The 26,441-nt window shown below is 61.3% G+C and carries 24 protein-coding genes and 3 tRNA genes; 23 read left to right on the top strand and 4 right to left on the bottom strand.

Annotated elements, in window-relative coordinates; genetic code table 11:
• Positions 1 to 78: 78 nt before the first annotated feature.
• Entirely contained in the window at positions 79 to 2,823 is a 2,745-nt protein-coding gene (locus ACIN8IBEIGE_RS14570) for a peroxidase family protein (protein ID WP_160015289.1), read from the top strand.
• Between the two features lie 81 nt (positions 2,824 to 2,904).
• Here ACIN8IBEIGE_RS14570 and gspD read toward each other — a convergent pair whose 3' ends face one another.
• Positions 2,905 to 4,860, bottom strand: a complete 1,956-nt coding sequence (gene gspD, locus ACIN8IBEIGE_RS14565; RefSeq protein WP_090384448.1) for a type II secretion system secretin GspD — start codon at positions 4,858 to 4,860, stop codon at positions 2,905 to 2,907.
• A gap of 4 nt (positions 4,861 to 4,864) precedes the next feature.
• Positions 4,865 to 5,509, bottom strand: coding sequence for a type II secretion system protein N (locus ACIN8IBEIGE_RS14560; protein ID WP_256665177.1), 645 nt, complete (start codon positions 5,507 to 5,509; stop codon positions 4,865 to 4,867).
• A gap of 250 nt (positions 5,510 to 5,759) precedes the next feature.
• On the opposite strand from ACIN8IBEIGE_RS14560, the gene gspE reads away from it, so the two are divergent.
• The 12 genes from gspE (at position 5,760) to ACIN8IBEIGE_RS14500 (ending at position 13,620) form a co-directional block, all read left to right on the top strand.
• Positions 5,760 to 7,247: a type II secretion system ATPase GspE gene (gene gspE, locus ACIN8IBEIGE_RS14555; RefSeq protein WP_160015288.1), complete on the top strand. Its 1,488-nt coding sequence runs from the start codon at positions 5,760 to 5,762 to the stop codon at positions 7,245 to 7,247.
• Positions 7,247 to 8,464 carry a GspF family T2SS innner membrane protein variant XcpS gene (gene xcpS, locus ACIN8IBEIGE_RS14550; RefSeq protein ID WP_160015287.1) on the top strand — a complete coding sequence of 406 codons (1,218 nt, stop codon included), beginning with the start codon at positions 7,247 to 7,249 and terminating at the stop codon, positions 8,462 to 8,464. The genes gspE and xcpS overlap by 1 nt, the downstream gene beginning before the upstream one ends.
• Before the next feature lie 4 nt (positions 8,465 to 8,468).
• Positions 8,469 to 8,894: a type II secretion system major pseudopilin GspG gene (gspG, locus tag ACIN8IBEIGE_RS14545; RefSeq protein WP_090384467.1), complete on the top strand. Its 426-nt coding sequence runs from the start codon at positions 8,469 to 8,471 to the stop codon at positions 8,892 to 8,894.
• Between the two features lie 5 nt (positions 8,895 to 8,899).
• On the top strand, positions 8,900 to 9,442 hold the full coding sequence (gene gspH, locus ACIN8IBEIGE_RS14540) for a type II secretion system minor pseudopilin GspH (RefSeq protein ID WP_160015286.1): 543 nt from the start codon (positions 8,900 to 8,902) through the stop codon (positions 9,440 to 9,442).
• Complete coding sequence (gspI, locus tag ACIN8IBEIGE_RS14535) at positions 9,439 to 9,828, top strand: type II secretion system minor pseudopilin GspI (protein WP_160015285.1); 390 nt, start codon at positions 9,439 to 9,441, stop codon at positions 9,826 to 9,828. Before gspH ends, gspI begins: the two co-directional genes overlap by 4 nt.
• Entirely contained in the window at positions 9,825 to 10,520 is a 696-nt protein-coding gene (gene gspJ / locus ACIN8IBEIGE_RS14530) for a type II secretion system minor pseudopilin GspJ (protein ID WP_160015284.1), read from the top strand. Before gspI ends, gspJ begins: the two co-directional genes overlap by 4 nt.
• A complete protein-coding gene (gene gspK / locus ACIN8IBEIGE_RS14525; RefSeq protein WP_160015283.1) occupies positions 10,517 to 11,482 on the top strand; it encodes a type II secretion system minor pseudopilin GspK in 966 nt (321 codons plus the stop codon). The genes gspJ and gspK overlap by 4 nt, the downstream gene beginning before the upstream one ends.
• Positions 11,479 to 12,615 carry a type II secretion system protein GspL gene (gspL, locus tag ACIN8IBEIGE_RS14520; protein WP_160015282.1) on the top strand — a complete coding sequence of 379 codons (1,137 nt, stop codon included), beginning with the start codon at positions 11,479 to 11,481 and terminating at the stop codon, positions 12,613 to 12,615. The genes gspK and gspL overlap by 4 nt, the downstream gene beginning before the upstream one ends.
• Positions 12,612 to 13,133: a type II secretion system protein M gene (locus tag ACIN8IBEIGE_RS14515; RefSeq protein ID WP_160015281.1), complete on the top strand. Its 522-nt coding sequence runs from the start codon at positions 12,612 to 12,614 to the stop codon at positions 13,131 to 13,133. The genes gspL and ACIN8IBEIGE_RS14515 overlap by 4 nt, the downstream gene beginning before the upstream one ends.
• Before the next feature lie 125 nt (positions 13,134 to 13,258).
• A tRNA-Val gene (locus ACIN8IBEIGE_RS14510) sits at positions 13,259 to 13,334 on the top strand.
• A 33-nt stretch (positions 13,335 to 13,367) separates the two neighbouring features.
• Positions 13,368 to 13,444 (top strand) — tRNA-Asp (locus ACIN8IBEIGE_RS14505).
• Between the two features lie 99 nt (positions 13,445 to 13,543).
• Positions 13,544 to 13,620: transfer RNA gene (locus ACIN8IBEIGE_RS14500), tRNA-Asp, on the top strand.
• 287 nt (positions 13,621 to 13,907) lie between these two features.
• On the opposite strand, the gene ACIN8IBEIGE_RS14495 is transcribed toward ACIN8IBEIGE_RS14500, so the two are convergent.
• Positions 13,908 to 14,948: an AraC family transcriptional regulator gene (locus ACIN8IBEIGE_RS14495; RefSeq protein WP_372239989.1), complete on the bottom strand. Its 1,041-nt coding sequence runs from the start codon at positions 14,946 to 14,948 to the stop codon at positions 13,908 to 13,910.
• Between the two features lie 231 nt (positions 14,949 to 15,179).
• On the opposite strand from ACIN8IBEIGE_RS14495, the gene ACIN8IBEIGE_RS14490 reads away from it, so the two are divergent.
• The 5 genes from ACIN8IBEIGE_RS14490 to ACIN8IBEIGE_RS14470 all read left to right on the top strand — a co-directional run bounded on the left by ACIN8IBEIGE_RS14490 (position 15,180) and on the right by ACIN8IBEIGE_RS14470 (position 21,432).
• Entirely contained in the window at positions 15,180 to 17,213 is a 2,034-nt protein-coding gene (locus ACIN8IBEIGE_RS14490; RefSeq protein ID WP_160015280.1) for an NADPH-dependent 2,4-dienoyl-CoA reductase, read from the top strand.
• A 65-nt stretch (positions 17,214 to 17,278) separates the two neighbouring features.
• Positions 17,279 to 17,710 carry a nuclear transport factor 2 family protein gene (locus tag ACIN8IBEIGE_RS14485; protein WP_372239988.1) on the top strand — a complete coding sequence of 144 codons (432 nt, stop codon included), beginning with the start codon at positions 17,279 to 17,281 and terminating at the stop codon, positions 17,708 to 17,710.
• 262 nt (positions 17,711 to 17,972) lie between these two features.
• Complete coding sequence (locus ACIN8IBEIGE_RS14480) at positions 17,973 to 19,343, top strand: chromosome partitioning protein ParA (protein ID WP_160015279.1); 1,371 nt, start codon at positions 17,973 to 17,975, stop codon at positions 19,341 to 19,343.
• Between the two features lie 2 nt (positions 19,344 to 19,345).
• Positions 19,346 to 20,281, top strand: a complete 936-nt coding sequence (locus ACIN8IBEIGE_RS14475; protein ID WP_160015278.1) for a 1-aminocyclopropane-1-carboxylate deaminase/D-cysteine desulfhydrase — start codon at positions 19,346 to 19,348, stop codon at positions 20,279 to 20,281.
• A 41-nt stretch (positions 20,282 to 20,322) separates the two neighbouring features.
• A complete protein-coding gene (locus ACIN8IBEIGE_RS14470) occupies positions 20,323 to 21,432 on the top strand; it encodes a cyclic nucleotide-binding domain-containing protein (RefSeq protein ID WP_160015277.1) in 1,110 nt (369 codons plus the stop codon).
• A gap of 1 nt (position 21,433) precedes the next feature.
• Here ACIN8IBEIGE_RS14470 and ACIN8IBEIGE_RS14465 read toward each other — a convergent pair whose 3' ends face one another.
• Positions 21,434 to 22,381 carry a DUF1853 family protein gene (locus tag ACIN8IBEIGE_RS14465; RefSeq protein ID WP_160015276.1) on the bottom strand — a complete coding sequence of 316 codons (948 nt, stop codon included), beginning with the start codon at positions 22,379 to 22,381 and terminating at the stop codon, positions 21,434 to 21,436.
• Between the two features lie 184 nt (positions 22,382 to 22,565).
• Between ACIN8IBEIGE_RS14465 and ACIN8IBEIGE_RS14460 the strand changes: the two genes are divergently transcribed.
• The 5 genes from ACIN8IBEIGE_RS14460 to ACIN8IBEIGE_RS14440 are packed head-to-tail and all read left to right on the top strand — an operon-like array spanning position 22,566 to position 26,438.
• Entirely contained in the window at positions 22,566 to 23,453 is an 888-nt protein-coding gene (locus ACIN8IBEIGE_RS14460) for an NAD(+) kinase (RefSeq protein WP_090252309.1), read from the top strand.
• On the top strand, positions 23,453 to 24,427 hold the full coding sequence (locus ACIN8IBEIGE_RS14455) for a metallophosphoesterase (protein WP_160015275.1): 975 nt from the start codon (positions 23,453 to 23,455) through the stop codon (positions 24,425 to 24,427). Before ACIN8IBEIGE_RS14460 ends, ACIN8IBEIGE_RS14455 begins: the two co-directional genes overlap by 1 nt.
• The gene (locus ACIN8IBEIGE_RS14450) at positions 24,424 to 25,293 is read left to right on the top strand and encodes a rhomboid family intramembrane serine protease (protein WP_160015274.1); all 870 of its coding nucleotides are present in this window, start codon (positions 24,424 to 24,426) and stop codon (positions 25,291 to 25,293) included. Before ACIN8IBEIGE_RS14455 ends, ACIN8IBEIGE_RS14450 begins: the two co-directional genes overlap by 4 nt.
• A gap of 45 nt (positions 25,294 to 25,338) precedes the next feature.
• Entirely contained in the window at positions 25,339 to 25,602 is a 264-nt protein-coding gene (locus ACIN8IBEIGE_RS14445; protein WP_090384516.1) for a YeaC family protein, read from the top strand.
• Positions 25,602 to 26,438, top strand: a complete 837-nt coding sequence (locus ACIN8IBEIGE_RS14440; protein ID WP_160015273.1) for a DUF2797 domain-containing protein — start codon at positions 25,602 to 25,604, stop codon at positions 26,436 to 26,438. Before ACIN8IBEIGE_RS14445 ends, ACIN8IBEIGE_RS14440 begins: the two co-directional genes overlap by 1 nt.
• Positions 26,439 to 26,441: the final 3 nt, after the last annotated feature.

The following is a 26,441-nucleotide window of genomic DNA, read 5'->3' as shown; positions in this document are numbered from 1 at the left end:
CCCGTCGATAGGCTTGATCCTGCGCTGCTATGTCAGTAGCCGCCTTGTCCCTACAACAATAAAACGGGAGCAATAGCCATGTCGGTATGGGTCACTTGGCCAGCTTTGACCAAGCTGGGAACGTTGGGCGTAGTCTCCGGACTACTGGTGCTGGCGGTCGAGCGCCAGGCATTGTTCGAGAACAACCTCTTCGATGTCGAAAACTACACGGGCTATAACGCCGATATCACCTGCGATGCGCGCAGCCTGGCGGCCCGTACCGAGGACGGCACCTGCAACATTCTCAGCAACCCGGCCGAGGGTTCGGTGTATCGGCGCTTTGGCCGTAACGTCAATCCGGCGCTGACCCAGGGTGAAACCACCACCTTGCTCAGCCCCAACCCGCGTGAAGTGAGTAACAGCCTGATGGCGCGTGAGGAGTTCAAACCGGCGCCGAGCCTGAACTTTATCGCCGCGGCCTGGATTCAATTTATGGTGCACGATTGGTTCGACCACGGCCCGAATGCCGACGCTGACCCGATCCAGTTTCCCTTGCCGCCGGGCGATGTGCTGGGCAGTGGCAGCATGTCGGTCAAACGCACTCAGCCCGACCCAAGTCGCAGCGGTGCCGATGCCGGCAAGCCGCAAACCTATCGCAACCACAACACCCACTGGTGGGACGGCTCGCAGCTATATGGCAGCAGCAAGGAAACCAACGACAAGGTGCGCGCGTTTGTTGACGGTAAGCTCAAGGTCAATGCCGACGGCACCCTGCCTACCGAATTGCTCAGCGGTAAACCGGTAACCGGGTTCAACGAAAACTGGTGGCTTGGCCTGAGCATGCTGCATCAGTTGTTCACCCTCGAACACAACGCCATCGCCAGCAAACTCAAGCAGAAGTACCCGGCGCAGAGCGACCAGTGGCTGTATGACCGCGCGCGGCTGATCAACTCGGCGTTGATGGCCAAGATCCACACCGTAGAATGGACCCCGGCGGTGATTGCCAACCCAATCACCGAACGCGCCATGTACTCCAACTGGTGGGGGCTGCTCGGTCAGGGCGGCCCGCGTGACGACTTCCAGGCCGAAGTGCGTATGCTGCAGGCGGACCTGGCGCGCTCCGACTCCTTCGTCAAACGCATCCTCGGTTTCGACCCGAATGTGGCGCCAGGTGTCGGCAACAGCGCCATCGACCACGCCCTGACCGGCATCGTCGGTTCCACCGCGCCGAACAACTACGGCGTGCCGTTCACTCTCACCGAAGAGTTTGTCGCGGTGTACCGCATGCACCCGTTGATGCGCGACAACGTGCAGGTGTATGACATTGGCTCGAATCAGGTCTCACGCACCATCGCGCTGCAGAACACCCGTGATCGCGATGCCGAGAACCTGCTCAACGACGAGCGCCCGGAACGCCTGTGGTACTCCTTCGGCATCACCAACCCAGGTTCGCTGACGCTGAATAACTACCCCAACTTCCTGCGTAACTTGTCGATGCCGCTGGTGGGCGATATCGACCTGGCCGCCATCGATGTGTTGCGCGACCGCGAACGTGGCGTGCCGCGCTACAACGAGTTCCGCCGGCAGATCGGCCTCAACCCGATCAGCAAGTTCGAGGACCTGACCAAGGACGCTGCGACCCTCGCGGAGCTCAAGCGCCTGTACAACAACGACATTGAGAAGATCGACACCCTGGTCGGCCAGTTGGCGGAAACCGTGCGTCCCGAGGGCTTTGCCTTCGGTGAAACGGCGTTCCAGATCTTTATCATGAACGCTTCACGGCGCCTGATGGCCGACCGCTTCTACACCAAGGACTACCGTCCAGAGGTGTACACCCCGGAAGGGATCGACTGGGTCGAGCACACCACCATGGTCGATGTGCTGCGTCGGCATAATCCGCAGCTGCAAACCAGTCTGGCTGGCGTGGAAAACGCCTTCAAACCCTGGGGTCTGAATATTCCGGCGGACTACGAAAGCTGGCCTGGCGCCAACAAGCAGGAAAACCTCTGGGTCAACGGCGCGCTGCGTACCCAGTACGCGGTAGACCAGCTGCCGGCGTTGCAGCGCGTCAACATCGGCGGGTTGATTGGCTCGATTCTGTGGAACAAGGTGAAGGTTCGCAGCGACGTGGCGCCAGCCGGTTATGAGAAGCCGATCCACCCCCATGGTGCAATGGCCAAGGTCAAGTTCGTCGCAGTGCCCAATAACCCCTACAGCGGGCTGTTCCAGGGTTCTGACAACGGTCTGCTGCGGCTGTCGGTCACCGGTGATCCAGCGGATCGCGGCTTTGCGCCGGGGCTGGCGTGGAAGGCCTTTGTCGATGGTAAACCGTCGGAAAACGTTTCCGCGCTGTATACCCTGAGCGGGCAGGGCGGTAACCATAACTTCTTCGCCAATGAGCTGTCGCAGTACGTGGTGCCGGAAGCCAATGACACCCTGGGCACCACCATTCTGTTTTCGGCGGTGAGCCTGAAGCCGACGCTGCTGCTGCTCAATGATATGGCAGAAGTCACCCAGGCCGGCGCTACTGTGGCCAAACCCAAGGCGCCGACGCAGATCTACTTTGTGCCGCGCCCTGAACTGCGCAACCGCTTCGCCAGCACTGCGCATGATTTCCGTGCGGACCTGCTGACCCTGAATGCCGGCACCAAGGTCTATGACGTGTACGCCACCTCGATGGAGATCAAAACCTCGATAATTCCGTCGATCAGTCGCAACTACGCCGCGCAACGGCGTAACAGTGCGGTGAAGATTGGTGAGATGGAACTGACCTCGGCCTTTATCGCCTCGGCGTTCGGCGATAACGGGGTGTTCTTCAAGCACCAGCGTAACGAAGACAAATAAGCGTTAGTCGCGCTAAACCAAAAGGCCTCGGTAGATACCGAGGCCTTTTTATTTCTGTGCTGCCCTGTGTGCGGCGAGAGGTTACTCGCGCAGATCGATAGCCTCAGGCTCGCCCAGGTCGAACAGCTGTACCGGGTCGCGCGGCAGGATGCCGGGACGGTAGTTCTCGCGGATATCGCCAAGCACACGGATATCGCTGTATTTCTTCCCGGACAACGCCGCCATACCGGCCGCGTCGCGGATTACGGTCGGGCGCAGGAACACCATCAGGTTGCGTTTGACTCTGGTTTCCTTGGTCGAGCGGAACAGGCCACCGATCAGGGGGATGTCACCCAGCAGCGGCACCTTGGAGTCGGCCTGGGTCACATCATCCTGAATCAGCCCGCCGAGCACGATGACCTGGCCGTTTTCGGCGAGGATGGTGCTCTTGATCGAGCGCTTGTTGGTGATCAGGTCGACGGCATTCACGCCCTGGCTGGTGGGGGCGATGGAGGAAATTTCCTGCTCGATTTCCAGGCGTAGGCTGGCGCCATCGTTGATGTGCGGAGTGACTTTCAGGGTCACGCCGATGTCCTGGCGCTCGATGGTGGTGAAGGGGTTATCGGCCCCCGAGGAGCTGGTGGTGAAGGAGCCGGTTTGGAAGGGCACGTTCTGCCCGACCAGGATTTCAGCCTTCTGGTGATCCAGGGTCAGCAGGCTCGGTGTGGACAGCAGATTGCTCTTGCTGTTGGCCGACAGTGCGGTAATCAGCACACCAAAACTGTCAGTGCCCAGGCCGATGATTGCGCCGTCCGGCAGGTTGGCCAGGGTGTTGTTGTCGCTGCCGCTGTCGTTGCCGCTGTCCTGAATGGCTTGCAAGACCCGTCCTACTGACAGCCCGGTGCCGCTGAAGTTGGTACCGCCCAGGCCGCCGGTGCTGCCACGGCCATCCACGGCCCACTGCACGCCGAGAGCGTCGGTGATGTCGCCGGACACTTCAACAATCGCCGCCTCGACCATCACCTGAGCGCGCGGTACATCCAGCTGGCGCACGATGTCTTCCAGAGTCGCCACCACGTCAGGTTCGGCCAGCAGCACCAGGGCGTTGAGGCTTTCATCCGCGCGGATCAGGACGGTCTGTGGCTTGCCAGTGGTTTCGCCGCCGGCTTCCGGTTTGAGCTTTTCGGAAATTTCCCCGAGGGTTTCCGCCAGGCTCTTGGCATCGCCATGGCGCAGGCGGATCACTCGGGTATTGGCCGAGCGGCTGGTGGGGGTGTCCAGCGATTTTGCCAGGGCCACCAGTTTGGCCCGTGCTGCCGATGGGCCGAGCAGGATCAGGCGGTTGGTGCGGCCGTCGGCAATCACCTGCGTGCCAGACGCGCCTTTGGCTTGGCCGCGATCTACGGCATTGCGCAGTACTTCGGCGGTGTCCATGACCCAGGCATGCTGCAGGTTGAGCACGCTGTAGTCGTTTTGGCCTTTCTGGTCGAGCTGACGTAGCAGGTCTTCGATACGTTCAATATTGGCCGTACGGTCGCTGATGATGATTGCGTTGGCGCTGCTGATCGCCGCCAGGTGGCCGTACTGCGGCACCAGCGGGCGGATCAGCGGAATCAGCTCGGTGGCTGAGCCGTGCTGCACCTGGATCAGGCGGGTTTCCAGACGGTCTGGCGCGTTGCGCCCGGCATCCGCATCGGCCTTGGCCTCGGCGTTAGGCACGATGCGCGCCTGGTCACCCTGGGTAATGACGCTGAAACCGTGGGTGGCCATTACCGAGAGAAACAGCTGATACACCTCGGTCAGCGTCAGCGGGCTGTTGGACACTACGCTGACCTGGCCCTTGACCCGTGGATCGACGACAAACGTCTGCCCGCTGATCTGCGCCACCTGGTCGATAAACTCGCGAATATCGGCGCCCTTGAGGTTGATGGTCCAGCTTTCTTCCTGCTGGCTGGCACTCGGTGCGACGGCGGTAACGGCGGCGCTCAGTGGCAGCGGACTACAGGCGAGGCCAGCGGCCAGCAGGGCGAAGGTAAGGCGCGAGAGAGTCGGAGTCATCGTGTCAGTTTTCTTCCATGGGCTGTTCGGTGGGTTCTGCAGTCTCCGGCAGGCTGCCGGAGTCCTGCATCTGCTGGCGCAGGGCGTCCATACGCTCACGCAGTTGGCTCAGATCATCGGATTCCATTTCGCTGAGCTGCTCAAGCGGATCGGCCATAACCTCCTGGGTGTTGCTCTGCAGGCTGCCGGCGGTCGAACTGTTGAGTGGGAAACTGAGGCTTTCGCGGCGGCCATTGCGCAGCAGCTCGACGCGGTCGGCGGCCACCGAATGCAGGCGCACGCCGCTGCTGATTTCGCTGTTGACGCTGTAGCGCTGGGCCGTGCTGCCTTCGCTGAGGATGATTGCAGTGGAGCGTTGTGGATCGGCATGGACAAAGCTGCCGAGCAGGGTCAGGCGCAGGTTGGTGCTGGGCGCAGGGCCATCACTGGTGGCGCTGCTGGTGCCGAACAGTTGGCCAATCTCGGGATTGACTACCGCCGCCGGCGCTTCGCTTGTGCTGTTGCTGCTGGCAGCTACGGGCGCGCGCAGCAAGCGTAGCCAGTCGGCGCTTTGCCAGGCCAGGCTGATGCTCATGGCAAGAATCAGCGCGATGCCAACAAAGGAAGTGGCCTGGCGCTGTAGCCAGCGTTGGGGAACCTGAAGTTGCAAAGGGGGCGTCACTCCGTAACTTATTATTATGTGGTGTGGTTCGCGCGCTGATCATAGACATTTGCCAAGCATTTGGCAGCCCCCGCTTAGGGTAGTGTGTAGACCAGTTCAATGTGCTAAAGATAGCGCGCTGTTTTTCGCTTTATTGCGGCTAACTTACAACAACTATGTTGCAAAACCCCAGCTTTTGAGCCCTCGCTTGATATTCTTGGGTTCATCATCAGCTTTCTGTGCTTAAGGCATATTACGGATGAATGCGTTGCTTACAGAAGTGCCATCACGGCGTTTACCCTTCAGCTTTGCCAGGCGTCACGGTGTGGTTCTCATAGTGGAGGGCGGTGTCCTTTGCCTGGCTTATCGTGTGGGTGCCGAACTGGTGGCGCTGAGCGAGGCGCAGCGCTTTGTCGGTGCGCAGCTGCCACTGCAGGCGCTGTCGCTGGAGGCCTTCGAACAGGCCCTGGCCAAGGCTTATCAGCATGATTCGGCGTCCATGCAACTGGCGGAGGACATCGGCGGCAGTCTGGATCTGGCGGCGCTGGCCGAACAGGTGCCGGAAACCGAAGACCTGCTGGAGCAGGAAGACGACGCGCCGATCATTCGCCTGATCAACGCCATTCTCGGCGAGGCGATCAAGGAAAACGCCTCGGATATTCACCTGGAAACCTTCGAGAAACGCCTGGTCGTGCGCTTTCGCGTCGATGGCGTATTGCGTGAGGTGCTGGAGCCCAAACGCGAGCTGGCGGCTTTGCTGGTGTCGCGGATCAAGGTCATGGCGCGGCTGGATATCGCCGAGAAGCGCATCCCGCAGGACGGACGGATTTCCCTCAAAGTCGGTGGTCGCGAGGTGGATGTGCGGGTATCGACCCTGCCTTCGGCCAATGGCGAACGGGTGGTGCTGCGCTTGTTGGATAAGCAAGCTGGCCGTCTCAACTTGCAACACCTGGGCATGAGTGCACGTGACCGCGACCTGATGGAAGCCACCGTGCGCAAACCTCACGGCATTCTGCTGGTTACCGGGCCCACCGGTTCGGGTAAAACCACTACCCTATACGCCAGCCTGGTCAGCTTGAATGACCGCACGCGCAATATCCTCACCGTCGAAGATCCGATCGAATATCACCTCGAAGGCATCGGCCAGACTCAGGTCAACTCCAAGGTCGACATGACCTTCGCGCGTGGCCTGCGCGCCATTCTGCGTCAGGACCCGGATGTGGTGATGGTCGGTGAGATCCGCGACAAGGAAACCGCCGAGATCGCCGTGCAAGCGTCCCTGACCGGTCACCTGGTGCTCTCGACCTTGCACACCAACAGTGCCATCGGCGCGATTACCCGTCTGGTGGATATGGGCGTTGAGCCGTTCCTGCTGTCGTCATCCTTGCTGGGCGTGCTGGCTCAGCGTCTGGTGCGGGTGCTTTGTCCGCATTGCAAGGTGCCTTACCAGGCCGACGAAGCCGAATGCGCCTTGCTCGGCGTATCGTTCGCGCAACCCCCGACGCTGCATCACGCCCATGGTTGCGCCGAGTGCCATCAGCAGGGTTACCGCGGCCGTACCGGGATCTATGAGTTGGTGGTGTTTGACGACCATCTGCGCACGCTGATTCACAACGCCGCCTCCGAACAGGACATGACCCGTCACGCCCGCACTCTCGGCCCGAGCATCCGTGAGGATGGCCGGCGCAAGGTGCTGGAAGGGGCGACCACGGTTGAGGAAGTGCTGCGCGTGACGCGAGAAGAATAATGGCCGCGTTCGAATACCTCGCCCTCGACGGTAAAGGCCGTCAGCAAAAAGGCGTGCTGGAAGCCGATAGCGCGCGCCAGGTGCGGCAGATTCTGCGTGAGCGGCAACTGGCGCCGCTGGATGTCAAAGCCACGCGCACCCGTGAAAGTGCTGGAGCAGGCTCGCACTTCAGTTTTGCTCGGGGCATTTCCGCCCGTGATCTGGCGCTGATCACCCGTCAATTGGCGACCCTGGTGCAGGCCGCGCTGCCGATTGAGGAAGCCCTGCGCGCGGCGGCTGCCCAGGCCAGCTCGCCGCGCATTCAAAGCATGCTGCTGGCCGTACGCGCACGGGTGCTGGAAGGTCATGACCTGGCCAGCAGCCTAAAAGAGTTTCCCTCGGCTTTCCCTGAGCTGTACCGCGCCACCGTGGCGGCGGGTGAGCATGCCGGCCATCTTGGCCCGGTGCTGGAACAGTTGGCCGACTACACCGAGCAACGCCAGCAGTCGCGGCAGAAAATTCAGTTGGCGCTGCTTTATCCGCTGATTCTGATGTGCGCATCCCTGCTGATCGTCGGTTTCCTGCTCGGTTATGTGGTGCCAGATGTGGTGCGGGTGTTTGTTGACTCCGGGCAAACCCTGCCGGCGCTCACGCGCGGTCTGATTGCCCTGAGTGACTGGGTCAAAGGCTGGGGCTGGCTGGCGGTGGTTGTCGCCATTCTGGGCGTGTTCGCCCTGCGCTGGGCACTGCGTGATGATGCAGTCAAAGCGCGTTGGCATGGTTTTCTACTGCGTATCCCGCTGGTAGGACGCTTGATTCGCGCCACCGACTGCGCACGCTTTGCCTCTACCCTGGCGATTCTGACCCGCAGCGGTGTGCCGTTGGTGGAGGCGCTGGGAATCGGTGCGCAGGTGATTGCCAATCGGGTGATTCGCGCTGACGTGGTGATTGCCGCGCAGAAGGTGCGCGAGGGCGGTAGCCTGACCCGTGCGCTGGAGGCCAGCGGTCAGTTTCCGCCGATGATGTTGCACATGATCGCCAGCGGCGAACGCTCCGGTGAGCTGGACCAGATGCTGGCCCGCACCGCACGCAATCAGGAAAACGATTTGGGTGCCCAGGTGGCGCTGCTGGTGGGGCTGTTCGAGCCCTTTATGCTGGTCTTTATGGGGGCGGTGGTGCTGGTGATCGTACTGGCCATTCTGCTGCCGATTCTGTCTCTCAATCAGTTGGTGGGGTAAACAAGTGAATAAGCGTCAAGCAGGTTTCACGCTGATCGAAATCATGGTGGTGGTGGTGATCCTCGGCATCCTCGCTGCATTGGTGGTGCCGCAGGTGATGAGCCGGCCCGATCAGGCCAAGGTCACCGTGGCCAAGGGCGATATCAAGGCTGTAGCGGCCGCGCTGGATATGTACAAGCTGGATAACCATGCCTACCCGAGTACCCAGCAGGGCTTGGAAGCGCTGGTGAAAAAGCCTTCCGGCAATCCGCAGCCGAAGAACTGGAACCGTGACGGTTACCTCAAGCGCCTACCGGTCGATCCGTGGGGCAACGTTTATCAATACCTGGCGCCGGGCACCAAGGGTGCCTTCGACCTGTACTCCCTGGGTGCCGACGGTAAGGAAGGTGGCAGCGATCAGGATACCGATATCGGTAACTGGGACCTCTGATCTCCATGCGCCAGCAACCGAGACAGGCTGGGGGCTTTACCCTGATCGAACTGCTGGTGGTGCTGGTGATTCTCGGCAGCCTGATCGGTATTGCAGTGCTCGGTGTGGGGATCGCCGGGCCTGGGCGCGAGTTGCATAACGAAGCCGAACGGCTGGCCGGATTGATTGGCGTGCTGGCCGAGGAAGCGGTGCTGGATAACCAGGAGTACGGCCTGTTGCTCAGTCGCGAGGCCTATCAGGTACTGCGCTACGATTCGGCGAAACAGAGCTGGCAGGCCTTGTCGGCCAAACCGCATAAGCTGCCGGGCTGGGCCGAGCTGAGTGTCGAGCTGGAAGGTGCGGCGCTGGAGCTACCGCTGCCAGAGGGCGAAGAACCCAGCAAAGGTGCATTGACGCCGCAATTGTTGCTGCTGTCGAGCGGGGAAATCAGTCCGTTTCGTTTGCGTCTGGCCGAGCGCCGCGCCGATGGTTTACGCCTGCAATTGGCTAGCGATGGTTTCCAATTGCCCAAGGTTGAGAGCGAGTTGTCGGCAGGGCGCAAGCGATGAGGCGTGCAGGCGGTTTTACCCTGCTTGAAGTGTTGGTTGCCCTGGCAATCTTCGCGCTGGTCGCCGCCAGCGTACTGACCGCCACCGCGCGCAGCCTGCAAACAGCCTCGCGGTTGGAGGAAAAGACCCTGGCCATGTGGATCGCCGACAATCAGCTGGCGGAGTTGCAGTTGTCGAAGATCCCGGTCGCCGATGGCCGTGACCAGGGCGAGTTGGCTTTCGCCGGTCGGCGCTGGCAGTGGCAAAGCGAGGTGCTGGCTACCAGCGAGGCGGATATGCGCCGCGTCACCCTGTGGGTCGCGCCCGCAGAGCAGGGGCGTTTGGGCGGTGATGTACGTGAGCGCGCAGTGGTCAGCCTGAATGGTTTTCTTGGGGTGATGCCATGAGGGCGGCGCGCGGCTTTACCCTGCTCGAATTGCTGATTGCTATCGCGATCTTTGCCCTGCTGGGGCTGGGTACCTACCGCATGCTCGACAGCGTGCTGCAAACCGACAAGGTCACCCGCGCCCATGAACTGCAGCTGCGCGAGCTGGTGCGCGCCATGGCTGCATTCGAACGCGATGTGTTGCAGGTGCAGGGCAGGCCCATGCGTGATCCCTTCGGCGATCCACGCGCTGCTTTGGTTGGTGAGGATCTCGATAGCCCTGCTCTTGAACTGACTCGCGGCGGCTGGCGCAATCCGCTGGGGCAGTCGCGTTCCGGCTTGCAGCGGGTGCGTTGGCAACTCAGTGGCGAGCAGTGGCAGCGCCACTACTGGACGGTGCTGGATCAGGCGCAGGACAGTCAGCCGCAGGTGCAGCAGGCGCTGGATGGGGTGACCCGACTGCAATTGCGCTATCTGGATCAGGAGGGCAGCTGGCAGACCAGTTGGCCGCCGCAGAGTAACAACCCGGACGATGCACTCAAGCTGTTGCCGCAGGCCGTTGAGCTGGTGCTGGAGCATCGCCGTTATGGCGAGTTGCGCCGTGTGCTGCGCCTGCCCGAAGGCTTGCCGGAGCGTCTTAAACAAGCACCCGAACCGAGCCCTGACGACCCCGCCGAGCCAGGTGGTGATATTCCCGAGGAGCCGCGCAGATGAGTCGGCAGCGCGGCATGGCGCTGATCACCGTCTTACTGGTGGTGGCAGTGGTGACGGTGGTCAGCGCCGGGATTATTGCCCGCCAGCAACTGTCGATCCGCAGCAGCGCCAATCAGCTGCATGTACGCCAAGCCTGGCATTACGCCCTGGGTGGCGAGACCCTGGCCAAGGCCATTCTGCAGCGCGACCTGCGTGAAGGTGATCCGCGTGCCCCGGTGGATCATCCGGGTGAGGCCTGGGCCAAAGCCCGTGCGCCCTTTGCCCTGGATGAGGGTGGCGCCTTGCGTGTGCAGATCAGCGATCTGACTGGGCGTTTCAACCTCAACAGCCTACTGCGTCAGGGTCAGCCCAATGAGGCCGCCGTGGCGCAATTCCGGCGTCTGTTGCTGGGACTACAGATCGAAGCGCCTTACGCCGAGCGCCTGCTCGACTGGTTAGATGCCGATGATCAGCCCAGCGGCGGTTACGGCGCGGAAGACAATCAATACCTGCTGGCGCAGCCGCCTTATCGCGCGGGCAACCGGGAGTTGAAGGATGTCTCCGAGCTGCGCCTGTTGCTGGAAATGACCGAGGCGGATTACCAGCGCCTGTCGCCCTATGTCAGCGCCTTGCCGGCGGATGCCACGCTTAACGTCAATACTGCCAGCGCGCGGGTGTTGGCCAGTGTGGCTGAAGGGCTGCCCCTGAGTACCGCCCAGGGTCTGGTCGCCGCGCGGGGCAGTGAGGGCTATCGTGACTTACCGAGCTTTACCGCTCAGCTCAGCGGCTTGCAGGTGCAAAGCCAGGGCCTGGCGGTCGGCAGTCAGTATTTTCAGGTGCTCAGCGAAGTCACAGTGGGTGAGCGCCGTCAGGTTTTACGCAGCACCTTGCAGCGCGCCAGTGATGGTCAGCTGTATGTTCTAGCCCGTGATTTGGGGCAGGGCGGTATGCCGCCGACGCCCGTTGAGGAAGTCGAACCATGAGTCAGACCTATGTATTTCTGCCACCCGCCGCCTGTACCGGCGCGCAGGCGGATCTACCCGTACAGTGGGTGGCCGACGGGGTAAGCGAAACCCTGGCGTTCGGCGAGGTGCAGACGCAGCTTGGCGCCAGCTGGACCCTGGTCCTGCCCGTTGAGGCGGTAACCTCCTGTGCGGTCAATCTGCCGACGCGCAAGGCCCGCTGGTTGCGCCAAGCGCTGCCGTTTGCGGTGGAAGAGCTGCTCGCCGAAGAGGTCGAGCTGATGCACCTGGCGCTGGGCGAGCAATTGGCCGATGGTCGTCATCGCGTGTTTGCCGTGCGCCGTAGCTGGCTGGCCGGCTGGCTGGCGCTGTGCGCTACAGCGCCGCAGGCGATTGTGGTGGATGCCGATCTGCTGCCAGGGCAGGGCACTGCGCTCTTGCCGCTGCACGGCCGCTGGTTGCTGGGTGGCGAGAATGTCACACGGATGGCGCTGCAAGCGCAGGACTGGCCGCAGCTGAGCCCCTTGTGTGTGCAGCCGCAGGTTGCCTGGCGTGACCCGCAGCACCCGGCGCCGCAACCGGTGGATGAAAGCATGGAGGTGGCCGATCCCAATGTCTGGCTGGCCCAGCAACCGCTGCGCAACAACCTGGCCCAGGGCGAGTTCGCCGTGCAAAGCAGTAGCGGCCGGTGGCAGCGCTGGCGGCCATTGTTGGGGCTGGTCGGCATGTGGCTGGTGCTGCAGTGGGGCTTCAATCTGGCGCAGGGCTGGCACCTGCAGCGTCAGGCCGATGAGTACGCCGCCGCCAGCGCCGCGTTGTACAAGGAGCTGTTTCCCCAGGACAGCAAGCTGGTCAACCTGCGTGCGCAGTTTGATCAGCATCTGCAAGCAGGCGCGGGCAGCGGGCAAGCCCGTCTGCTCGGCTTGCTTGCCCAGGTTAGCGGCGCGCTGGCTGCCGAGGGCGGCCAGGTGCAGATCAGCCAGGTGGATTTCAGTGAGGTGCGCGGCGATCTGGCTATGCAGGTGCAGGCCGCCGGTTTTGCCGAGTTGGAACGTCTACGTGAGCGCTTGCAGGAAAGTGGCCTGGCGGTGCAGCTGGGCTCGGCCAGTCGGGAAGGGGCAGGTGTCAGCGCGCGCGTGGTGATCGGAGGATGAGTATGGTTTCGCAAGGCAAGGGCTTTACCGCGCAGCTGGATAATTCGCTATTGCTGCAACGCTGGCGTGCTCTGGCGCCGCGTGAGCAGTTTTCGCTCGGCAGCCTCGGAGCGTTTCTACTGCTGGTGTTGCTCTATCTGACACTCTGGCAACCGGCGCAGGAGCGCCTGGCCGCAGCGCGCAGTGCGTTTGAAACACAGCGCGAACTGAATGCCTATCTGCATAGTCAGGCACCGACGGCGCGCAATCTGGCCAGCACCCCGCAGCAGGCGATTGATCCGGAGCGCCTGCAAGGTATGGTCACGGCCACGGCCGCGACCCAGGGCCTGACCATTGAACGCTTGGACAACTCTGGCGATGGCGCCGTGCAGCTCAATCTGCAACCAGCGCCTTTTGCTCAGTTGCTGCGTTGGTTCACTGTGCTGCAGGAGCAGGGTGTGCAAATCGCCGAAGCCGGGCTGGATCGCGCCGAAGACAATAAGGTGGCTGCTCGTCTCAGTCTGCGGGTGGCGCAATAATGGTGCGGTGTGCCCTGTGATAGCACCTGGCAAGGGCAGCGTTTTTTGCACTTTTTTAGAAAAACTTGAAGCGGGGTGTTGACTTAGGTGCGGCCCTTGCGTAAATTTCGCGCCTCGCAAGCAGCGGGTGATTAGCTCAGCTGGGAGAGCATCTGCCTTACAAGCAGAGGGTCGGCGGTTCGATCCCGTCATCACCCACCACTCTTGTGAAACCGGACGAAAGTCCACCGACGCGCAGCGGTAGTTCAGTCGGTTAGAATACCGGCCTGTCACGCCGGGGGTCGCGGGTTCGAGTCCCGTCCGCTGCGCCATATTTTCCAGTCTGGGTTAGCTCAGGTTGAGATGAAAAAGCCCTCAGGGTTGATTCATCAGATGAAGCAAGAGTTCTACAGACGTAAGTCCACCGACATGCAGCGGTAGTTCAGTCGGTTAGAATACCGGCCTGTCACGCCGGGGGTCGCGGGTTCGAGTCCCGTCCGCTGCGCCATATAGGAAGCCCGCTGATAGCGATATCAGCGGGTTTTTTATTGCCTGCCATCTAGGTCTTCACTCCGAAGATGCGCTACGCGACAAACTGTCATCTTGCGTTCATCTGCCTGCTCTAGCTTGATTGGCATGCTCTTTGTTTATGCAATGAGCGGTTGCTGACTTATCGAGTGGGAGGAACAGGCAATGGATGATTATCAGGAAGAGCTGCTGGAAGCGCGCGCCACTGAGCAGGATGTACCGGAGCGTGACGAAGACGCCACCGAGCTCTGATCCGCTTTAGAACTGTTAGAGCGTCCGGCGCTGTTCGCGGCGATATTCCCCTGGGGTTTGCTGGTTCCAGCGTTTGAACGCACGCTGGAAAGCTTCGGCCGAGGCAAAGCCGAGCAAGTAGGCGATTTCGCCAAAAGCCAGCTCGGTGTCGCGAATATAGGCCATCGCCAGGTCGCGGCGGGTGTCGTTGAGGATGCTGCGAAACTGCGTGCCTTCCTCGGCCAGCTTGCGCCGCAGGGTCCAGGTCGGTAGCTGCAGGCGTGCGGCCACTTCGGCGAGATCCGGTTCACGGCCGTGCAGGAGCGGGCCGAGCAGCTGAGTAATGCGCTCGCGCAGGTTGCGGGTGTGGGTCAGCTGCGTCAGTTCTCGCTCACAGATTTCCAGCAGGTGCCGCCAGGTGCTTGGGCAGTGCTCCGGGTTGCGCAGGTTCAGGCTCTGCTGGCTCAGGCGCAGCTGGTTATGCTCGCTGGCAAACTCCACTGGGCATGCAAACAATTCGCCGTACTGCGCCGCATAGCTGGGCGCGGGAAATTCGATCTGCACTTTCTCCACGGGCAGGTCCTGTTGCGCCAGCTTGCTAAGTTGTTGTGTCCAGCTGGCCAGTACCGAGTCGACCACGAAGCGGTTGTAAGCGTTGTACGGGCTGATCGAATAGAAGCGCAGCCAGGCGCCCCGATTGTCTTCGTGCAGGCTCGACTGGCCGCGGTAATTGCTGGCATACAGCGGTTCGAAGCGAATCAGCGCGCGCGCCGCCTCGCGTACTGTTGGTGCTTGTGCCGCAGTAACGCCGGCCAGGCCAACCTGGCTCAGGCGGCTGGTTTGCCCCATCAGCAGGCCCAGGCCAGGCTCACCGCATTGCTGAATGGCGCTATGACCCAAGCGCATATAGCGCGGGATCGACAGCCGCGCGCGTGGTTCGGCCAGGCGCGCGGCATCCAGGCCGTAACTGTCGAGCAGTGGTTGCGGGTCCTGGGCGCAATGGCGCATGGCATCTGCCAGGCTGTCGACAAAACCCACCGACAGATCACCCAGTTTCACCCGTGTGCTTTTCAGCATTGCGTCGTTATCCCCTCTGCGCCCATTCAATGTCTGGCATTTAGATAGGGTCGCCAGGGTAGGTAGGTGTGTGGGTTTTGCCAAGCGTCACTGCTCTTTTTGATCATTAGGTTGTTACTTTGGGTCATTGAGCTGTTTGGCGCGGCTGATTATCGTCTAGACCATATTCGACCGCGACCCGCTAAGAGGTTGCGGCATCCGTGAAAGCCAACACCCGATGTGGAGATGTCCATGACTGCTCAGTACCCCCACCTGCTGGCCCCGCTTGATCTGGGCTTCACCACCCTGAAGAACCGCACCCTGATGGGTTCGATGCACACCGGGCTGGAAGAAAAACCCAATGGCTTTGAGCGCATGGCAGCCTACTTTGCCGAGCGTGCCCGTGGTGGCGTTGGCCTGATGGTGACGGGCGGTATCGGCCCGAACGATGAGGGTGGCGTGTATTCCGGCGCAGCCAAGCTGACCACACCGGAAGAGGCGGAAAAGCACAAGATCGTCACCCGTGCGGTGCATGAAGCGGACGGCAAGATCTGCATGCAGATCCTGCACGCTGGCCGCTATGCCTACAGCCCGAAATCGGTAGCGCCGAGCGCTATCCAGGCGCCGATCAACCCGTTCAAGCCGAAAGAGTTGGACGAGGAAGGCATCGAGAAGCAGATCCAGGACTTTATCAACTGCTCGCTGCTGGCTCAGCAGGCCGAATATGATGGCGTCGAGATTATGGGCTCGGAAGGTTATTTCATTAACCAGTTCCTCGCCGCCCACACCAACCATCGCACCGACCGTTGGGGTGGCAGCTACGAGAACCGCATGCGTCTGGCGGTGGAGATCGTGCGCCGCGTGCGTGAGGCCGTCGGCCCGAACTTTATCATCATCTACCGCCTATCGATGCTCGATCTGGTCGAAGGCGGCAGCACTTGGGACGAGATCGTCCTGCTGGCCAAGGCCATTGAGAAGGCTGGCGCCACGCTGATCAACACCGGTATCGGCTGGCACGAGGCGCGTATCCCGACCATCGCCACCAAGGTGCCGCGTGCGGCTTTCACCAAGGTCACCGCCAAGCTGCGTGGCGAGGTGAGCATTCCGCTGATCACCACCAACCGCATCAATACCCCGGAAGTCGCCGAGCAGGTGCTGGCCGAGGGCGACGCTGACATGGTCTCCATGGCCCGTCCGTTCCTCGCCGATCCGGACTTCGTCAACAAGGCAGCAGAAGGCCGTGCCGACGAAATCAACACCTGCATCGGTTGCAACCAGGCCTGCCTGGATCACACCTTCGGCGGCAAGCTGACCAGCTGCCTGGTCAACCCGCGTGCCTGCCACGAGACCGAGCTGAACTACATTCCGACCACCGCCGTGAAGAAGATCGCCGTGGTCGGCGCCGGCCCTGCTGGCCTGTCCGCTGCTACGGTCGCTGCGGAACGCGGTCACAGCGTGACCCTGTTCGATTCGGCCAGCGAGATCGGCGGCCAGTTCAACGTGGCCAAGCGCGTGCCGGGCAAGGAAGAGTTCTTTGAAACCCTGCGCTACTTCAAGCGCAAGCTGGAAACCACCGGTGTCGACCTGCGCCTGAACACTCGTGTGTCGGCTGACGATCTGGCCAAGGGCGGTTATGACGAGATCATCCTGGCCACCGGTATCGCCCCACGTACCCCGGCCATCGAAGGCATCGAACACGCCAAGGTGATCAGCTACCTGGACGCCATCCTGCAGCGCAAGCCGGTCGGCCAGAAGGTTGCGGTGATTGGTGCCGGCGGCATCGGTTTCGACGTCTCCGAGTTCATCACCCACCAGGGCGAAGCGACCAGCCTCAACCGCGAGGAGTTCTGGAAGGAGTGGGGCATCGACACCGCTCTGGAGGCTCGCGGTGGTGTGGCGGGCGTGCAGGCCCATCCGCACCCGGCGGCGCGCGAGGTGTTCCTGCTGCAGCGCAAGAAATCCAAGGTCGGCGACGGCTTGGGTAAGACCACTGGCTGGATTCACCGCACCGGCCTGAAGAACAAGAATGTGCAGATGCTCAACTCGGTCGAGTACCTCAAGGTCGACGACGCCGGCCTGCACATCCGCATCGCCGAGGGCGAGCCGCAGGTGCTGCCGGTGGATACCGTGATCGTCTGCGCCGGCCAGGATCCTCTGCGCGAGCTGCAGGACGGCCTGGAAAGCGCTGGGCAGAATGTACATCTGATCGGTGGTGCAGACGTGGCCGCCGAGCTGGACGCCAAGCGTGCGATCAACCAGGGCTCGCGCCTCGCTGCCGAACTCTAAAGCAACCAGCGCCCCGCCTAGTGCGGGGCGTTTTGTATGTGGCTGACAACAATAAGGAAAAGCCCGTGTCCGAGAACCCTCAACTACAGGCGGCCGCCGCCGCCACGCTCGCGCAGTGGCATGCCTTGATGCAAAACAACGACCTGCGCAGCCTGCCGGAATTGCTGCACCCGCAGGCGGTGTTCCGTTCGCCCATGGCGTACAAACCTTACACAGGGGCGCCCATGGTGTCGCTGATTCTCAATGCCGTGAGCAAGGTGTTTGTCGACTTTGCCTATCACCGTGAGTTGGTCAGCGCCGATGGTCTCAATGTGGTGCTGGAATTCAGCGCCAAAGTGGGCGAGCGCGAGCTCAAGGGCATCGACATGATCCGCTTCGATGAAGCCGGCAAGATTGTCGATTTTGAAGTGATGGTTCGTCCCATGAGCGGCCTGCAGGCCTTGGGCGAGGAAATGGGTCGACGTCTGGCTCCATTTCTGGCGGCTGCAAAGGCCTGAAGCGTTGCACCAAATCCATCACAGTTTCGCCCTGTGGGCCGGTTTTTAGCGGCTGGCTGGCAGGGCGACTGCCAACCCAGTCACATTGCTGGGCTTGGTTTTTCCCCTAGACTTGCCTGAACAAGGGTATAGCGCCTGCAGCATGGGTCTTGCTTAACCCGTCAGAATGTTGGCAGTCTTGCTATGTGCGCCATTTTTTGCGCAGCGTAAACAAGATGAGTCACCGCTGAGCGGAGTCCCGTTTCGGCCTAGAGGAAAAGCGATGAGCATGCAGAACAAGCCGCAGATGGTCGAGGCCGTACTGTTCTTCAGTGAGCGCGGCGGCATATGCAAGCAAATGTTTTTCCCCGAATTCGAAGCCTTGCTCGACGGCGTGGTGAATATGCCTGAGTTCGCCGACGAGCAGATGCGTGTGGCGTACGCACTGATCAACCCGCGTTTGCTGATCAAGGCGCTGGTATTTTTCTACCTGGATTTCGACGAAAAGGGCGCGCCGGATTCCGGCTGGAATATTCCTTTGCAGGCCTTGGCCGAGCGGGCTGGGCGCGGGCCTGATCTGGGTGCAGGGCCAATTCGACTGGCGTGCCGCAGTCAATGCCCGGTGTCCTGGCACCAGATGCATCTCTGGGATCCTAGTCTGACCCCTGGCAATAACGATCTGGCGCTGCTGCGCGATGTGGTCAAGCGCAACAGCCTGGGTTTGCTGGCCGAAGACGAGAAGGCCCAGGCGGTTGCGCCCGAGCGGCTGCAGATGGCCTCGGAGGATAAGTGGTACGCCCCGGATCCTGCTCAGGAAGAGGCTGCCAAAGCCACCGAGAAGCTTGATCAGGAACAGCGCCTGAAGGCCGCGCAACTGATCAAGCAGCAGCGCTTGCGCATCAGCAGCCTGACCCAGCAACACGAAGAAGAGCTGGCCAAGTTCAAGTTGACCAGCGATGAGCAGAGCAAGAACCTGCAGGCGCAAATTCATGGTCTGCATCAGGCCTTGCGTCAGCAAGAAGAACACAACGCTGCGTTGAAGGCGCAGCTGGCGGCTCAGGCTGCGAGTTTCCAGGCCTCCCGTGAGGAGATGACCGAGCAGCTGCGCGCGCTTGAGCGTGATGGTCGCAGTGAGAGTGACAGCCTGCGTGCGCAGTTTGAAGGCGAGATGCAGGCCAAGATCGCCTCGGCAGTGGCTGAATACAAAGAGCAGATTGCTATTCGCGATGTCGAGCTGGCTTATCGCGGCGAGCAGGACACGCAAGCGCTGCAGGAAATCAATCGCCTCAAACGCGCTTATGCCGATCTGGCCAGCCAGGGGGGGGATCAGATTCTCGAGCGCCTGGCCAAGCTCGGTGTGGTTTTTGTGGTCTATCACCCCGGAGCGGGTCACCTGACCATCCCGCTGCAGGATATCGCCGCGTATCAGGACAATCCGCTGGCCTATGCCGCGGCCAAGTGCTTTGTCAGCGAAGAGCAGTACCGTCATTGGCTGGCGCATTATCAGCAGCCAAGCTGTGAAGCCTCGCTGCCCAGCGGTGAGCGCTGCGCCATCCCAATCGACCGTATTGACACGCCCAGTCGTTTTACCCTGGGCGAGTCCAATTGCTGTGCACGGCACAAGGCCAGTAGCCGTTTGCGTACTGTCAGTTAGCCTTGTCTGTTGCCCTGCCTGACTGGGCGCCCTGTGCCCCTTTGCAGCATCTTTCGCTGGACTGGTCTGCCGTCGCCGGGGTTGAACTGGCGGTATTGCGCCTGGATCTGCTTGACCCGCTGATCAGCGGCAATAAATGGTTCAAACTCTCCGAGCACCTACGCGCCGCAGAAGCCTGTGCTGCCACTGGCGTGATCAGCCTGGGCGGCGCGCATTCCAATCATCTGCATGCCCTGGCCGCTGCCGGCAAGCGCTTCAATTTCCAGACCGTTGGGCTTCTGCGTGGCCATCCGCAGCAGACTCAGACGGTGGATGACTTGCAGGCTTTTGGCATGCACCTGCACTGGCTGGGTTATGCGGGCTACCGGGCTCGGCATGCGGCCGACTTCTGGTTGCCCTGGCAGGCGCACTATCCGGGTTTTTATTCGCTGCCCGAGGGTGGTGGCGGCCTACCGGGCGCGCTGGGCTGTATGAGCCTGGTGCAACAGGTTCGCCAGCAGCTGCCAAACCTCGGTTGGACCGATTACGACGCCTGGTGGCTGGCGGCAGGGACGGGCACCACTCTGGCAGGTCTGTTGCTCGGTGAGGCTGCCGCGCATCCTGTGTATGCAGCGTTGGCGGTACCGACTGACCATGGTGTCGAGCAGCAGGTGCAGGCGATTGTTCAAACTGCTGGTATGCCAGTGGGGCGTTATCAGTTGTATGAGGCCAGTCGTGGTGGATTTGCCAAGGTGGATGCCGAGTTGCTCAGTTTTATGCTGGCGGCGGAAGCGCAAAGTGGCGTGCCACTGGAGCCGCTGTATACCGCCAAAGCATTAATGGCGTTGCGCCAGCAGGTCGAGGCCGGTTACTTTGCTCGCGGCAGCCGCCTGGTGTTTGTCCATACGGGTGGTTTGCAAGGCCGTGCTGCGGCGCTTAAAGCATGCTCAGCCGATTAACCCGGCTACACTGAATTTCACCAGCGGAGCCTGGATATTCCATGAGCGAACCCCTTAACCCCGAACAGTTACGCAGCCTGACGCCACTTAACGTGCTGTCCGAGCAGCAGTGGCGCGAACTGCGTACGCAGTTGGTGCCGCAACCATTGCTTGCGGGGCAGTTGTTGTTTCGTCCTGGGGATCAGGCGCGCTTGACCTACTACCTGTTGGCGGGCGAGTTGCTGCTGCAATCGGTCGACGGCCAGGAGCAGCGCTTGCAGGCCGGCAGCGAGGCCAGTTGTCACCCTTTGTCGCCGAGTCTGCCGCGCCTGCATGAAGCGCGAGCGCTGACCGATGCCAGCGTGCTGGCGCTGGACACTGCGACCCTCAATCGGCTGCTGACCTGGCGTCTGGCCTACCAGGATCTGCTACTGGAACTGGGGCAGAACCATGCCGAAGTCGAGTGGCTGGAACGACTGCTGGAAAACCCGCTATTTGCCAAGGTGCCACCGTCCAACGTACGCGCCATGCTGGAGCGTTTGCAGCGTGTCGAATTGGCCGCAGGCAGTACCGTGTTACGGGAAGGTGATGTGGGTGACAGCTGCTACTTCCTGAAAAATGGTCGGGCCGAAGTGATTCGCGGCGCGGACAGTGCGCAGCAGGTGTTGGCTGAGCTGGAAATTGGCGCTTGCTTTGGTGAGGAAGCCTTGCTGGCCGACCGCCCGCGTAACGCTACGGTGACCATGCTGGACGATGGTGTGGTGTTACGTTTGGATCGCCAGGACTTCTTCGCTTTGCTCAAGGCCCCGGTGGTCGATGAGGTATCGCTCGGCGAAGCCTCGCGATTGCTCGCGGCTGGCGCGCAGTGGCTGGATGTGCGCCTGCAGGAAGAATACGAGCGTGCCCATGCGTTGCAGTCACTGAATATGCCATTGCAACTGTTGCGTCTGAAAGCGCGCCTGCTGGATAAGACACGCACCTATCTGTGTTACTGCGACAGCGGCAAGCGCAGCGCCAGTGCGGTGTTTCTCCTCTCGCAGCTCGGCTACAGCGCCTACGCCTTGCGTGATGGTGTGGATGCCTTGCCGGCGATCCAGCGTGATGCGCTGCTGTGTGAAAGTGGCTCGGGCTATCTGGCGCGCTCGGGTGGGCGCACCGAACGCAGCCTGTGAGTTAGCTGGCCGGTTGCGCCGGCCAGTGATCATTCACCAGAAATACCCGCTCGGCTTCCAGCCAGTCATTCTGTGGGCCTTCAGTCAGGCGTACGAGTAACTGCGCGTTAGCATCGTTCGGCAGTGCCCTGAGCCATTGATTGAATTGCTCGCGCGACCACAAATGCTCCTTCTCAGTCCGCGCTGACGCTAGCCAGGCGTGCCGGGCTAAGGGCTGCCAGTGACCTGGGTTGTGCGTGGCAAAGCGCGTCCAGTCAGTGCGATGCAGCCAGCGCCCACGCAGATGCGCAGAGTTGCCATGTTGCGGGGCGGCATAGGAGGGCTGCAGCCAGGGATAGAACAGATAGCCGCCCAGCCACAACGCCGCCTGAGGTTGCTGAATAGCCAGCTCGGTCAACCGCTGCTGGGCTTGAGCGCGGGTGGATAGCGGTAGCTGATGTTGGCCCAGGTGCGCCAGTTTGATATCCAGGCGATCATGGCTGCCCGGGCCGAGCCAGTGTGCCAGCTCTGCGCCACTACAATCCTGTTGGCCGAGGTACAGCTTGATCGCCAGTTCCAAGTGATGCACGCCTTCCTCATCGCGCAGCAGCATATCCAGCTCACCCAGGGTATGCCCCTGCTGCCGGATGGGCAGGTTGGCAGCCAGCACCTCGATACCAGGCGCGGCATGCAGGGCAAATTGCCAGAGGCGTTCGTAGTACAACCCCAGGCGGCGCACTGAGCTTTGGCTTAGCCACTGCTGTAGGGCATGGCTGTCGGCATCCAGACTCAGCAGCCAGTCAGCCAGTGCTTCGGGTTGCTGGCTCCAGTTGCTGGCCTTGAGAGGGTGACGCTGTGGCCAGGGCGTCTGCGTCAGCAACGGCGGTGAGAGCAGCGCCCAAGCCAGGTCGCGCACGGCGGGCTGGCGCAACTGCGAGGGCAGGTCGGTGAGTGAGGGGAAGGGCATCATGCTGCGAGCATAGCGCTTCGCGGCTATTTGCGAGCTGCTGCGCGTCGGCCCCGCTGGGTTAAAAGTGACCCCGCAGCGCTTCAATAAGCGCTTAAACGCTGTCATAGCAGGTCAGCGGTTTGCCGCTGCCATGGGCTTTCGCCCATAATCCGAGCCACTAGATCCAGAGCCTGGCGGGAGCACCATGGAGCAGTTTCGTAATATCGGCATCATCGGTCGACTGGGCAGCACGCAGGTTCTCGACACCATTCGCCGGCTGAAGAAATTTCTGCTCGCTCGTCACCTGCATGTGATCCTCGAAGACACCATCGCTGAAGTGCTGCCGGGTCATGGCTTGCAGACCTCATCGCGCAAAATTCTCGGCGAAGTATGCGACTTGGTGATCGTGGTCGGCGGTGATGGCAGCATGCTCGGCGCCGCCCGTGCATTGGCGCGGCATAAGGTGCCGGTGCTGGGCGTCAACCGTGGCAGCCTGGGCTTTCTCACTGATATTCGCCCAGATGAGTTGGAAGTGAAGGTGGCCCAGGTGCTCGAAGGGCATTACCTGACCGAAAACCGCTTTCTGCTGGAGGCCGAAGTACGCCGCAATGGCGAGGCCATTGGTCAGGGTGATGCGCTCAATGATGTGGTGCTGCATCCGGGTAAGTCCACGCGGATGATCGAGTTCGAGCTATTTATCGATGGCCAGTTCGTCTGTAGCCAGAAGGCCGACGGCCTGATCGTGGCCACGCCGACCGGCTCTACGGCCTATGCGCTGTCCGCTGGCGGGCCGATCATGCATCCCAAACTGGATGCCATCGTGATCGTGCCGATGTACCCGCACACGCTGTCCAGCCGGCCGATTGTGGTGGATGGCAACAGCGAGCTGAAAATCGTCGTGTCCAAGGATCTGCAGCTGTATCCGCAGGTTTCCTGTGACGGACAGAATCACTTCACCTGTGCCCCCGGCGACACGGTCACCGTGGCCAAGCGGCCGCAGAAACTGCGCCTGATTCACCCGCTGGACCACAACTATTACGAAGTTTGTCGCAACAAGTTGGGCTGGGGTAGCCGGCTCGGCGGGGGGGCTTGATGCGCCTCGATCCTGCTCGCGGTTACGACCTGATCGGCGACATCCATGGCTGCGCGAAAACCCTGGAGCATCTGCTCAGCACCCTGGGCTATCGCCAGCAGGGTGGTGTATGGCGTCATCCACAGCGCATGGCAATCTTCCTCGGTGATCTGGTCGATCGTGGCCCGCGCATCCGTGAAGCATTGCACCTGGTGCGCGATATGGTCGTGGCCGGTCAGGCGCTGTGCATCATGGGTAACCATGAGTTCAATGCGCTGGCCTGGAGCACGCCGGCTGCGCCAGGCAGCGGTAGGCAGTTTGTTCGTGAGCACACGCCACGGCATGCGCGGCTGATCAAGGAAACCCTGGAGCAGTTCGATGCCTATCCGGCGGAGTGGCAGGGATTTCTCGACTGGTTCTACGAGTTGCCGCTGTTTATCGATGCCGGGCATTTCCGCGTGGTGCATGCCTGCTGGGATGCAAGTCTGATTGAGCCGCTGCGTGCACAGTTTGCCGATGGCTGCATCGACGAGCATTTTCTCCAGGCCGCGGCCGTGCACGGCAGCTTTGCCAATACCGCGCTTGATCGATTGTTGCGCGGCACTGATATGCGTCTGCCGCACGGTATGACCCTGACCAGCGATGACGGTTTTACCCGCGCGCATTTCCGTACCAAATTCTGGGAAGAAGACCCGCAAACCTACGGCGACATTGTCTTTCAACCCGATGCCCTGCCGGAGCTGGCAGCGCAGATGCCGCTCAGCGAGATGCAGAAAACCGAATTGCTCAAATACGGTGCCGATCAGCCGCTGTTGTTTGTCGGCCACTACTGGCGCAGCGGCAAACCTGCACCGATTCGCAGCAACCTGGCCTGTCTGGATTACAGCGCTGTCTTGAACGGCAAACTGGTGGCCTATCGGCTTGATCAGGAGACGCGCCTGGATGCCCACAAGTTTGTCTGGGTCGATGTCGAAAGCCCGGAGGCGCGGCCATGAGTGCTGTCGCGGCAATGCGTTTGCCTGGGCATGTCGACCTGAGCGGTTTTATCAGCCTGCTGCAGCGTTTGCAGGTGCCGCACCGGGTTGCGGAAGAGGCGGGTGAGCAGGTGCTCTGGGTGCCCGGCGAGCAATTGGCCGAGCAGGTGCGTGAACTCTATGGCCGTTACCCACAAGGCGATACCGAGGTGGGGGTTGAGTCGCTACAGGCTTCAGTCGATGCGGCTCCAGGTTTTGTCCAGCAGTTGAAAAGCAGTCGCATGACCGCTGTTGTTCTGGCGCTAACCTTTATTGCCGCGACCATCACCTTGCTGGGTGACAATCTGACGGCGGTGAGCTGGCTGAGTTTTGTCGACTACCGCGTGCAGGGCGATTACATCTACTTCAGCTACCTCAGCGACACACTGGCCAGCGGCCAGTGGTGGCGGTTACTGACGCCGATGCTGATCCATTTCGGCATTCTCCATCTGGCGATGAACAGTCTGTGGTACTGGGAGCTGGGTCGGCGGATCGAGGCGCGTCAGGGTGCCGTGATGCTCTTGGGGCTGACGCTACTGTTTAGCCTCGCGGCCAATTTCGCCCAATACCTGCATGCTGGCCCATCGCTGTTTGGCGGATTGTCTGGTGTGCTGTATGGCTTGCTCGGGCATTGCTGGATCTTCCAGCGCCTGGCACCGACACCCGCCTATAGGCTGCCGCCTGGTGTATTGGTGATGATGCTGGCGTGGCTGCTGATCTGCATGACCGGCGTCTTTGAGCTGCTGCAATTCGGCGCTATTGCCAACGCGGCGCATGTCGGCGGTCTGTTGGCTGGTTGTCTGACCGGACTGCTGGGTGGCGTGCTGGCGCGTCGGCGACACAGTTAGTTGTTGTTCAGGCTGGTAAACTGCCACTTTGCATTTGGAGGCGCCATGTCGTCCTTTCTCGAAGCGATTGAAAACATCACCCCTGAGATCTACCAGAGCCTCAAGCTGGCTGTGGAAATCGGTAAATGGCCCGATGGCCGCAAGCTGACCCAGGAGCAGAAAGAGCTGACCTTGCAGGCGCTGATTGCCTGGGAGATCCACAACCTGCCGGAAGAAGAGCGTATCGGCTATATGGGCCCGCAGGAGTGCAGCTCCAAGTCAGAGCCGATCCCCAATCTGTTGTTCAAATCCTCGGATACCCTGCACTGATGAGCGAGTTGGCCCGTGGTGCCCTGAGCAAAATGACCGCGCAGCTGGATGCGCCGGTGCAGTACAGCTTTCGTCTGGGCGATGAGCTGCTGCCGGTCAATCCTCTGATCGGCAAAAGCCTGCGTCTGGAGTTTTTAGGCGCGATCCACTGCACCCATTGTGGGCGCAAAACCAAGAGCAGCTTTAGCCAGGGTTACTGCTACCCCTGCATGCAGAAGCTAGCGCAGTGCGACATCTGCATCATGAGCCCGGAGCGTTGCCACTATGAGGCCGGCACCTGTCGCGAGCCGAGCTGGGGCGAGCAGTTCTGCATGACCGATCATGTGGTCTATCTAGCCAACTCATCCGGGGTGAAAGTCGGTATCACCCGCGCCACGCAGATTCCTACCCGTTGGATCGACCAAGGTGCGACCCAGGCGTTGCCAATTCTGCGCGTCGCCACCCGTCAGCAGTCCGGCTTTGTCGAAGACCTGTTGCGTAGCCAGGTGGCGGATAAAACCAACTGGCGCGCGCTGCTCAAGGGCGATGTTGCGCCGGTTGATCTGCTTGCCGTACGCGAGCAGCTGTTTGCCACGTGCAGCAGTGGGTTGACCGACTTGCAGCAGCGCTTTGGCATCCAGGCCATTCAGCCACTCAGTGATCAGCCGGTGGTGCAGATTGCCTACCCGATTGAGGCTTATCCGGCGAAGATCACCAGCTTCAACCTGGACAAGAATCCGCTGGCCGAGGGCACGCTGCTGGGCATCAAGGGCCAGTACCTGATGTTCGATACCGGCGTGATCAATATCCGCAAGTACACCGCTTACCAGCTGGCCGTTCACGAACTGGCCGCCTGAGTT

Source organism: Pseudomonas sp. 8BK (genome assembly GCF_902506475.1).
GTDB lineage: Bacteria > Pseudomonadota > Gammaproteobacteria > Pseudomonadales > Pseudomonadaceae > Aquipseudomonas > Aquipseudomonas anguilliseptica.
This window is presented reverse-complemented; position numbering and strand designations above follow the sequence as displayed.

Excerpts from the sequence above, each read along its gene's own strand:
- gspE (WP_160015288.1), top strand. The coding sequence starts at position 5,760 with ATGAATGCGTTGCTTACAGAAGTGCCATCACGGCGTTTACCCTTCAGC.
- gspK (WP_160015283.1), top strand. The coding sequence starts at position 10,517 with ATGAGTCGGCAGCGCGGCATGGCGCTGATCACCGTCTTACTGGTGGTG.
- gspH (WP_160015286.1), top strand. The coding sequence starts at position 8,900 with ATGCGCCAGCAACCGAGACAGGCTGGGGGCTTTACCCTGATCGAACTG.
- ACIN8IBEIGE_RS14465 (WP_160015276.1), bottom strand. The coding sequence starts at position 22,381 with ATGATGCCCTTCCCCTCACTCACCGACCTGCCCTCGCAGTTGCGCCAG.
- ACIN8IBEIGE_RS14570 (WP_160015289.1), top strand. The coding sequence starts at position 79 with ATGTCGGTATGGGTCACTTGGCCAGCTTTGACCAAGCTGGGAACGTTG.
- ACIN8IBEIGE_RS14460 (WP_090252309.1), top strand. The coding sequence starts at position 22,566 with ATGGAGCAGTTTCGTAATATCGGCATCATCGGTCGACTGGGCAGCACG.
- ACIN8IBEIGE_RS14440 (WP_160015273.1), top strand. The coding sequence starts at position 25,602 with ATGAGCGAGTTGGCCCGTGGTGCCCTGAGCAAAATGACCGCGCAGCTG.
- ACIN8IBEIGE_RS14495 (WP_372239989.1), bottom strand. The coding sequence starts at position 14,948 with ATGCTGAAAAGCACACGGGTGAAACTGGGTGATCTGTCGGTGGGTTTT.
- ACIN8IBEIGE_RS14445 (WP_090384516.1), top strand. The coding sequence starts at position 25,339 with ATGTCGTCCTTTCTCGAAGCGATTGAAAACATCACCCCTGAGATCTAC.
- ACIN8IBEIGE_RS14455 (WP_160015275.1), top strand. The coding sequence starts at position 23,453 with ATGCGCCTCGATCCTGCTCGCGGTTACGACCTGATCGGCGACATCCAT.
- gspJ (WP_160015284.1), top strand. The coding sequence starts at position 9,825 with ATGAGGGCGGCGCGCGGCTTTACCCTGCTCGAATTGCTGATTGCTATC.
- gspL (WP_160015282.1), top strand. The coding sequence starts at position 11,479 with ATGAGTCAGACCTATGTATTTCTGCCACCCGCCGCCTGTACCGGCGCG.
- ACIN8IBEIGE_RS14490 (WP_160015280.1), top strand. The coding sequence starts at position 15,180 with ATGACTGCTCAGTACCCCCACCTGCTGGCCCCGCTTGATCTGGGCTTC.
- ACIN8IBEIGE_RS14450 (WP_160015274.1), top strand. The coding sequence starts at position 24,424 with ATGAGTGCTGTCGCGGCAATGCGTTTGCCTGGGCATGTCGACCTGAGC.
- ACIN8IBEIGE_RS14470 (WP_160015277.1), top strand. The coding sequence starts at position 20,323 with ATGAGCGAACCCCTTAACCCCGAACAGTTACGCAGCCTGACGCCACTT.
- gspD (WP_090384448.1), bottom strand. The coding sequence starts at position 4,860 with ATGACTCCGACTCTCTCGCGCCTTACCTTCGCCCTGCTGGCCGCTGGC.
- ACIN8IBEIGE_RS14480 (WP_160015279.1), top strand. The coding sequence starts at position 17,973 with ATGAGCATGCAGAACAAGCCGCAGATGGTCGAGGCCGTACTGTTCTTC.
- gspI (WP_160015285.1), top strand. The coding sequence starts at position 9,439 with ATGAGGCGTGCAGGCGGTTTTACCCTGCTTGAAGTGTTGGTTGCCCTG.
- ACIN8IBEIGE_RS14515 (WP_160015281.1), top strand. The coding sequence starts at position 12,612 with ATGAGTATGGTTTCGCAAGGCAAGGGCTTTACCGCGCAGCTGGATAAT.
- xcpS (WP_160015287.1), top strand. The coding sequence starts at position 7,247 with ATGGCCGCGTTCGAATACCTCGCCCTCGACGGTAAAGGCCGTCAGCAA.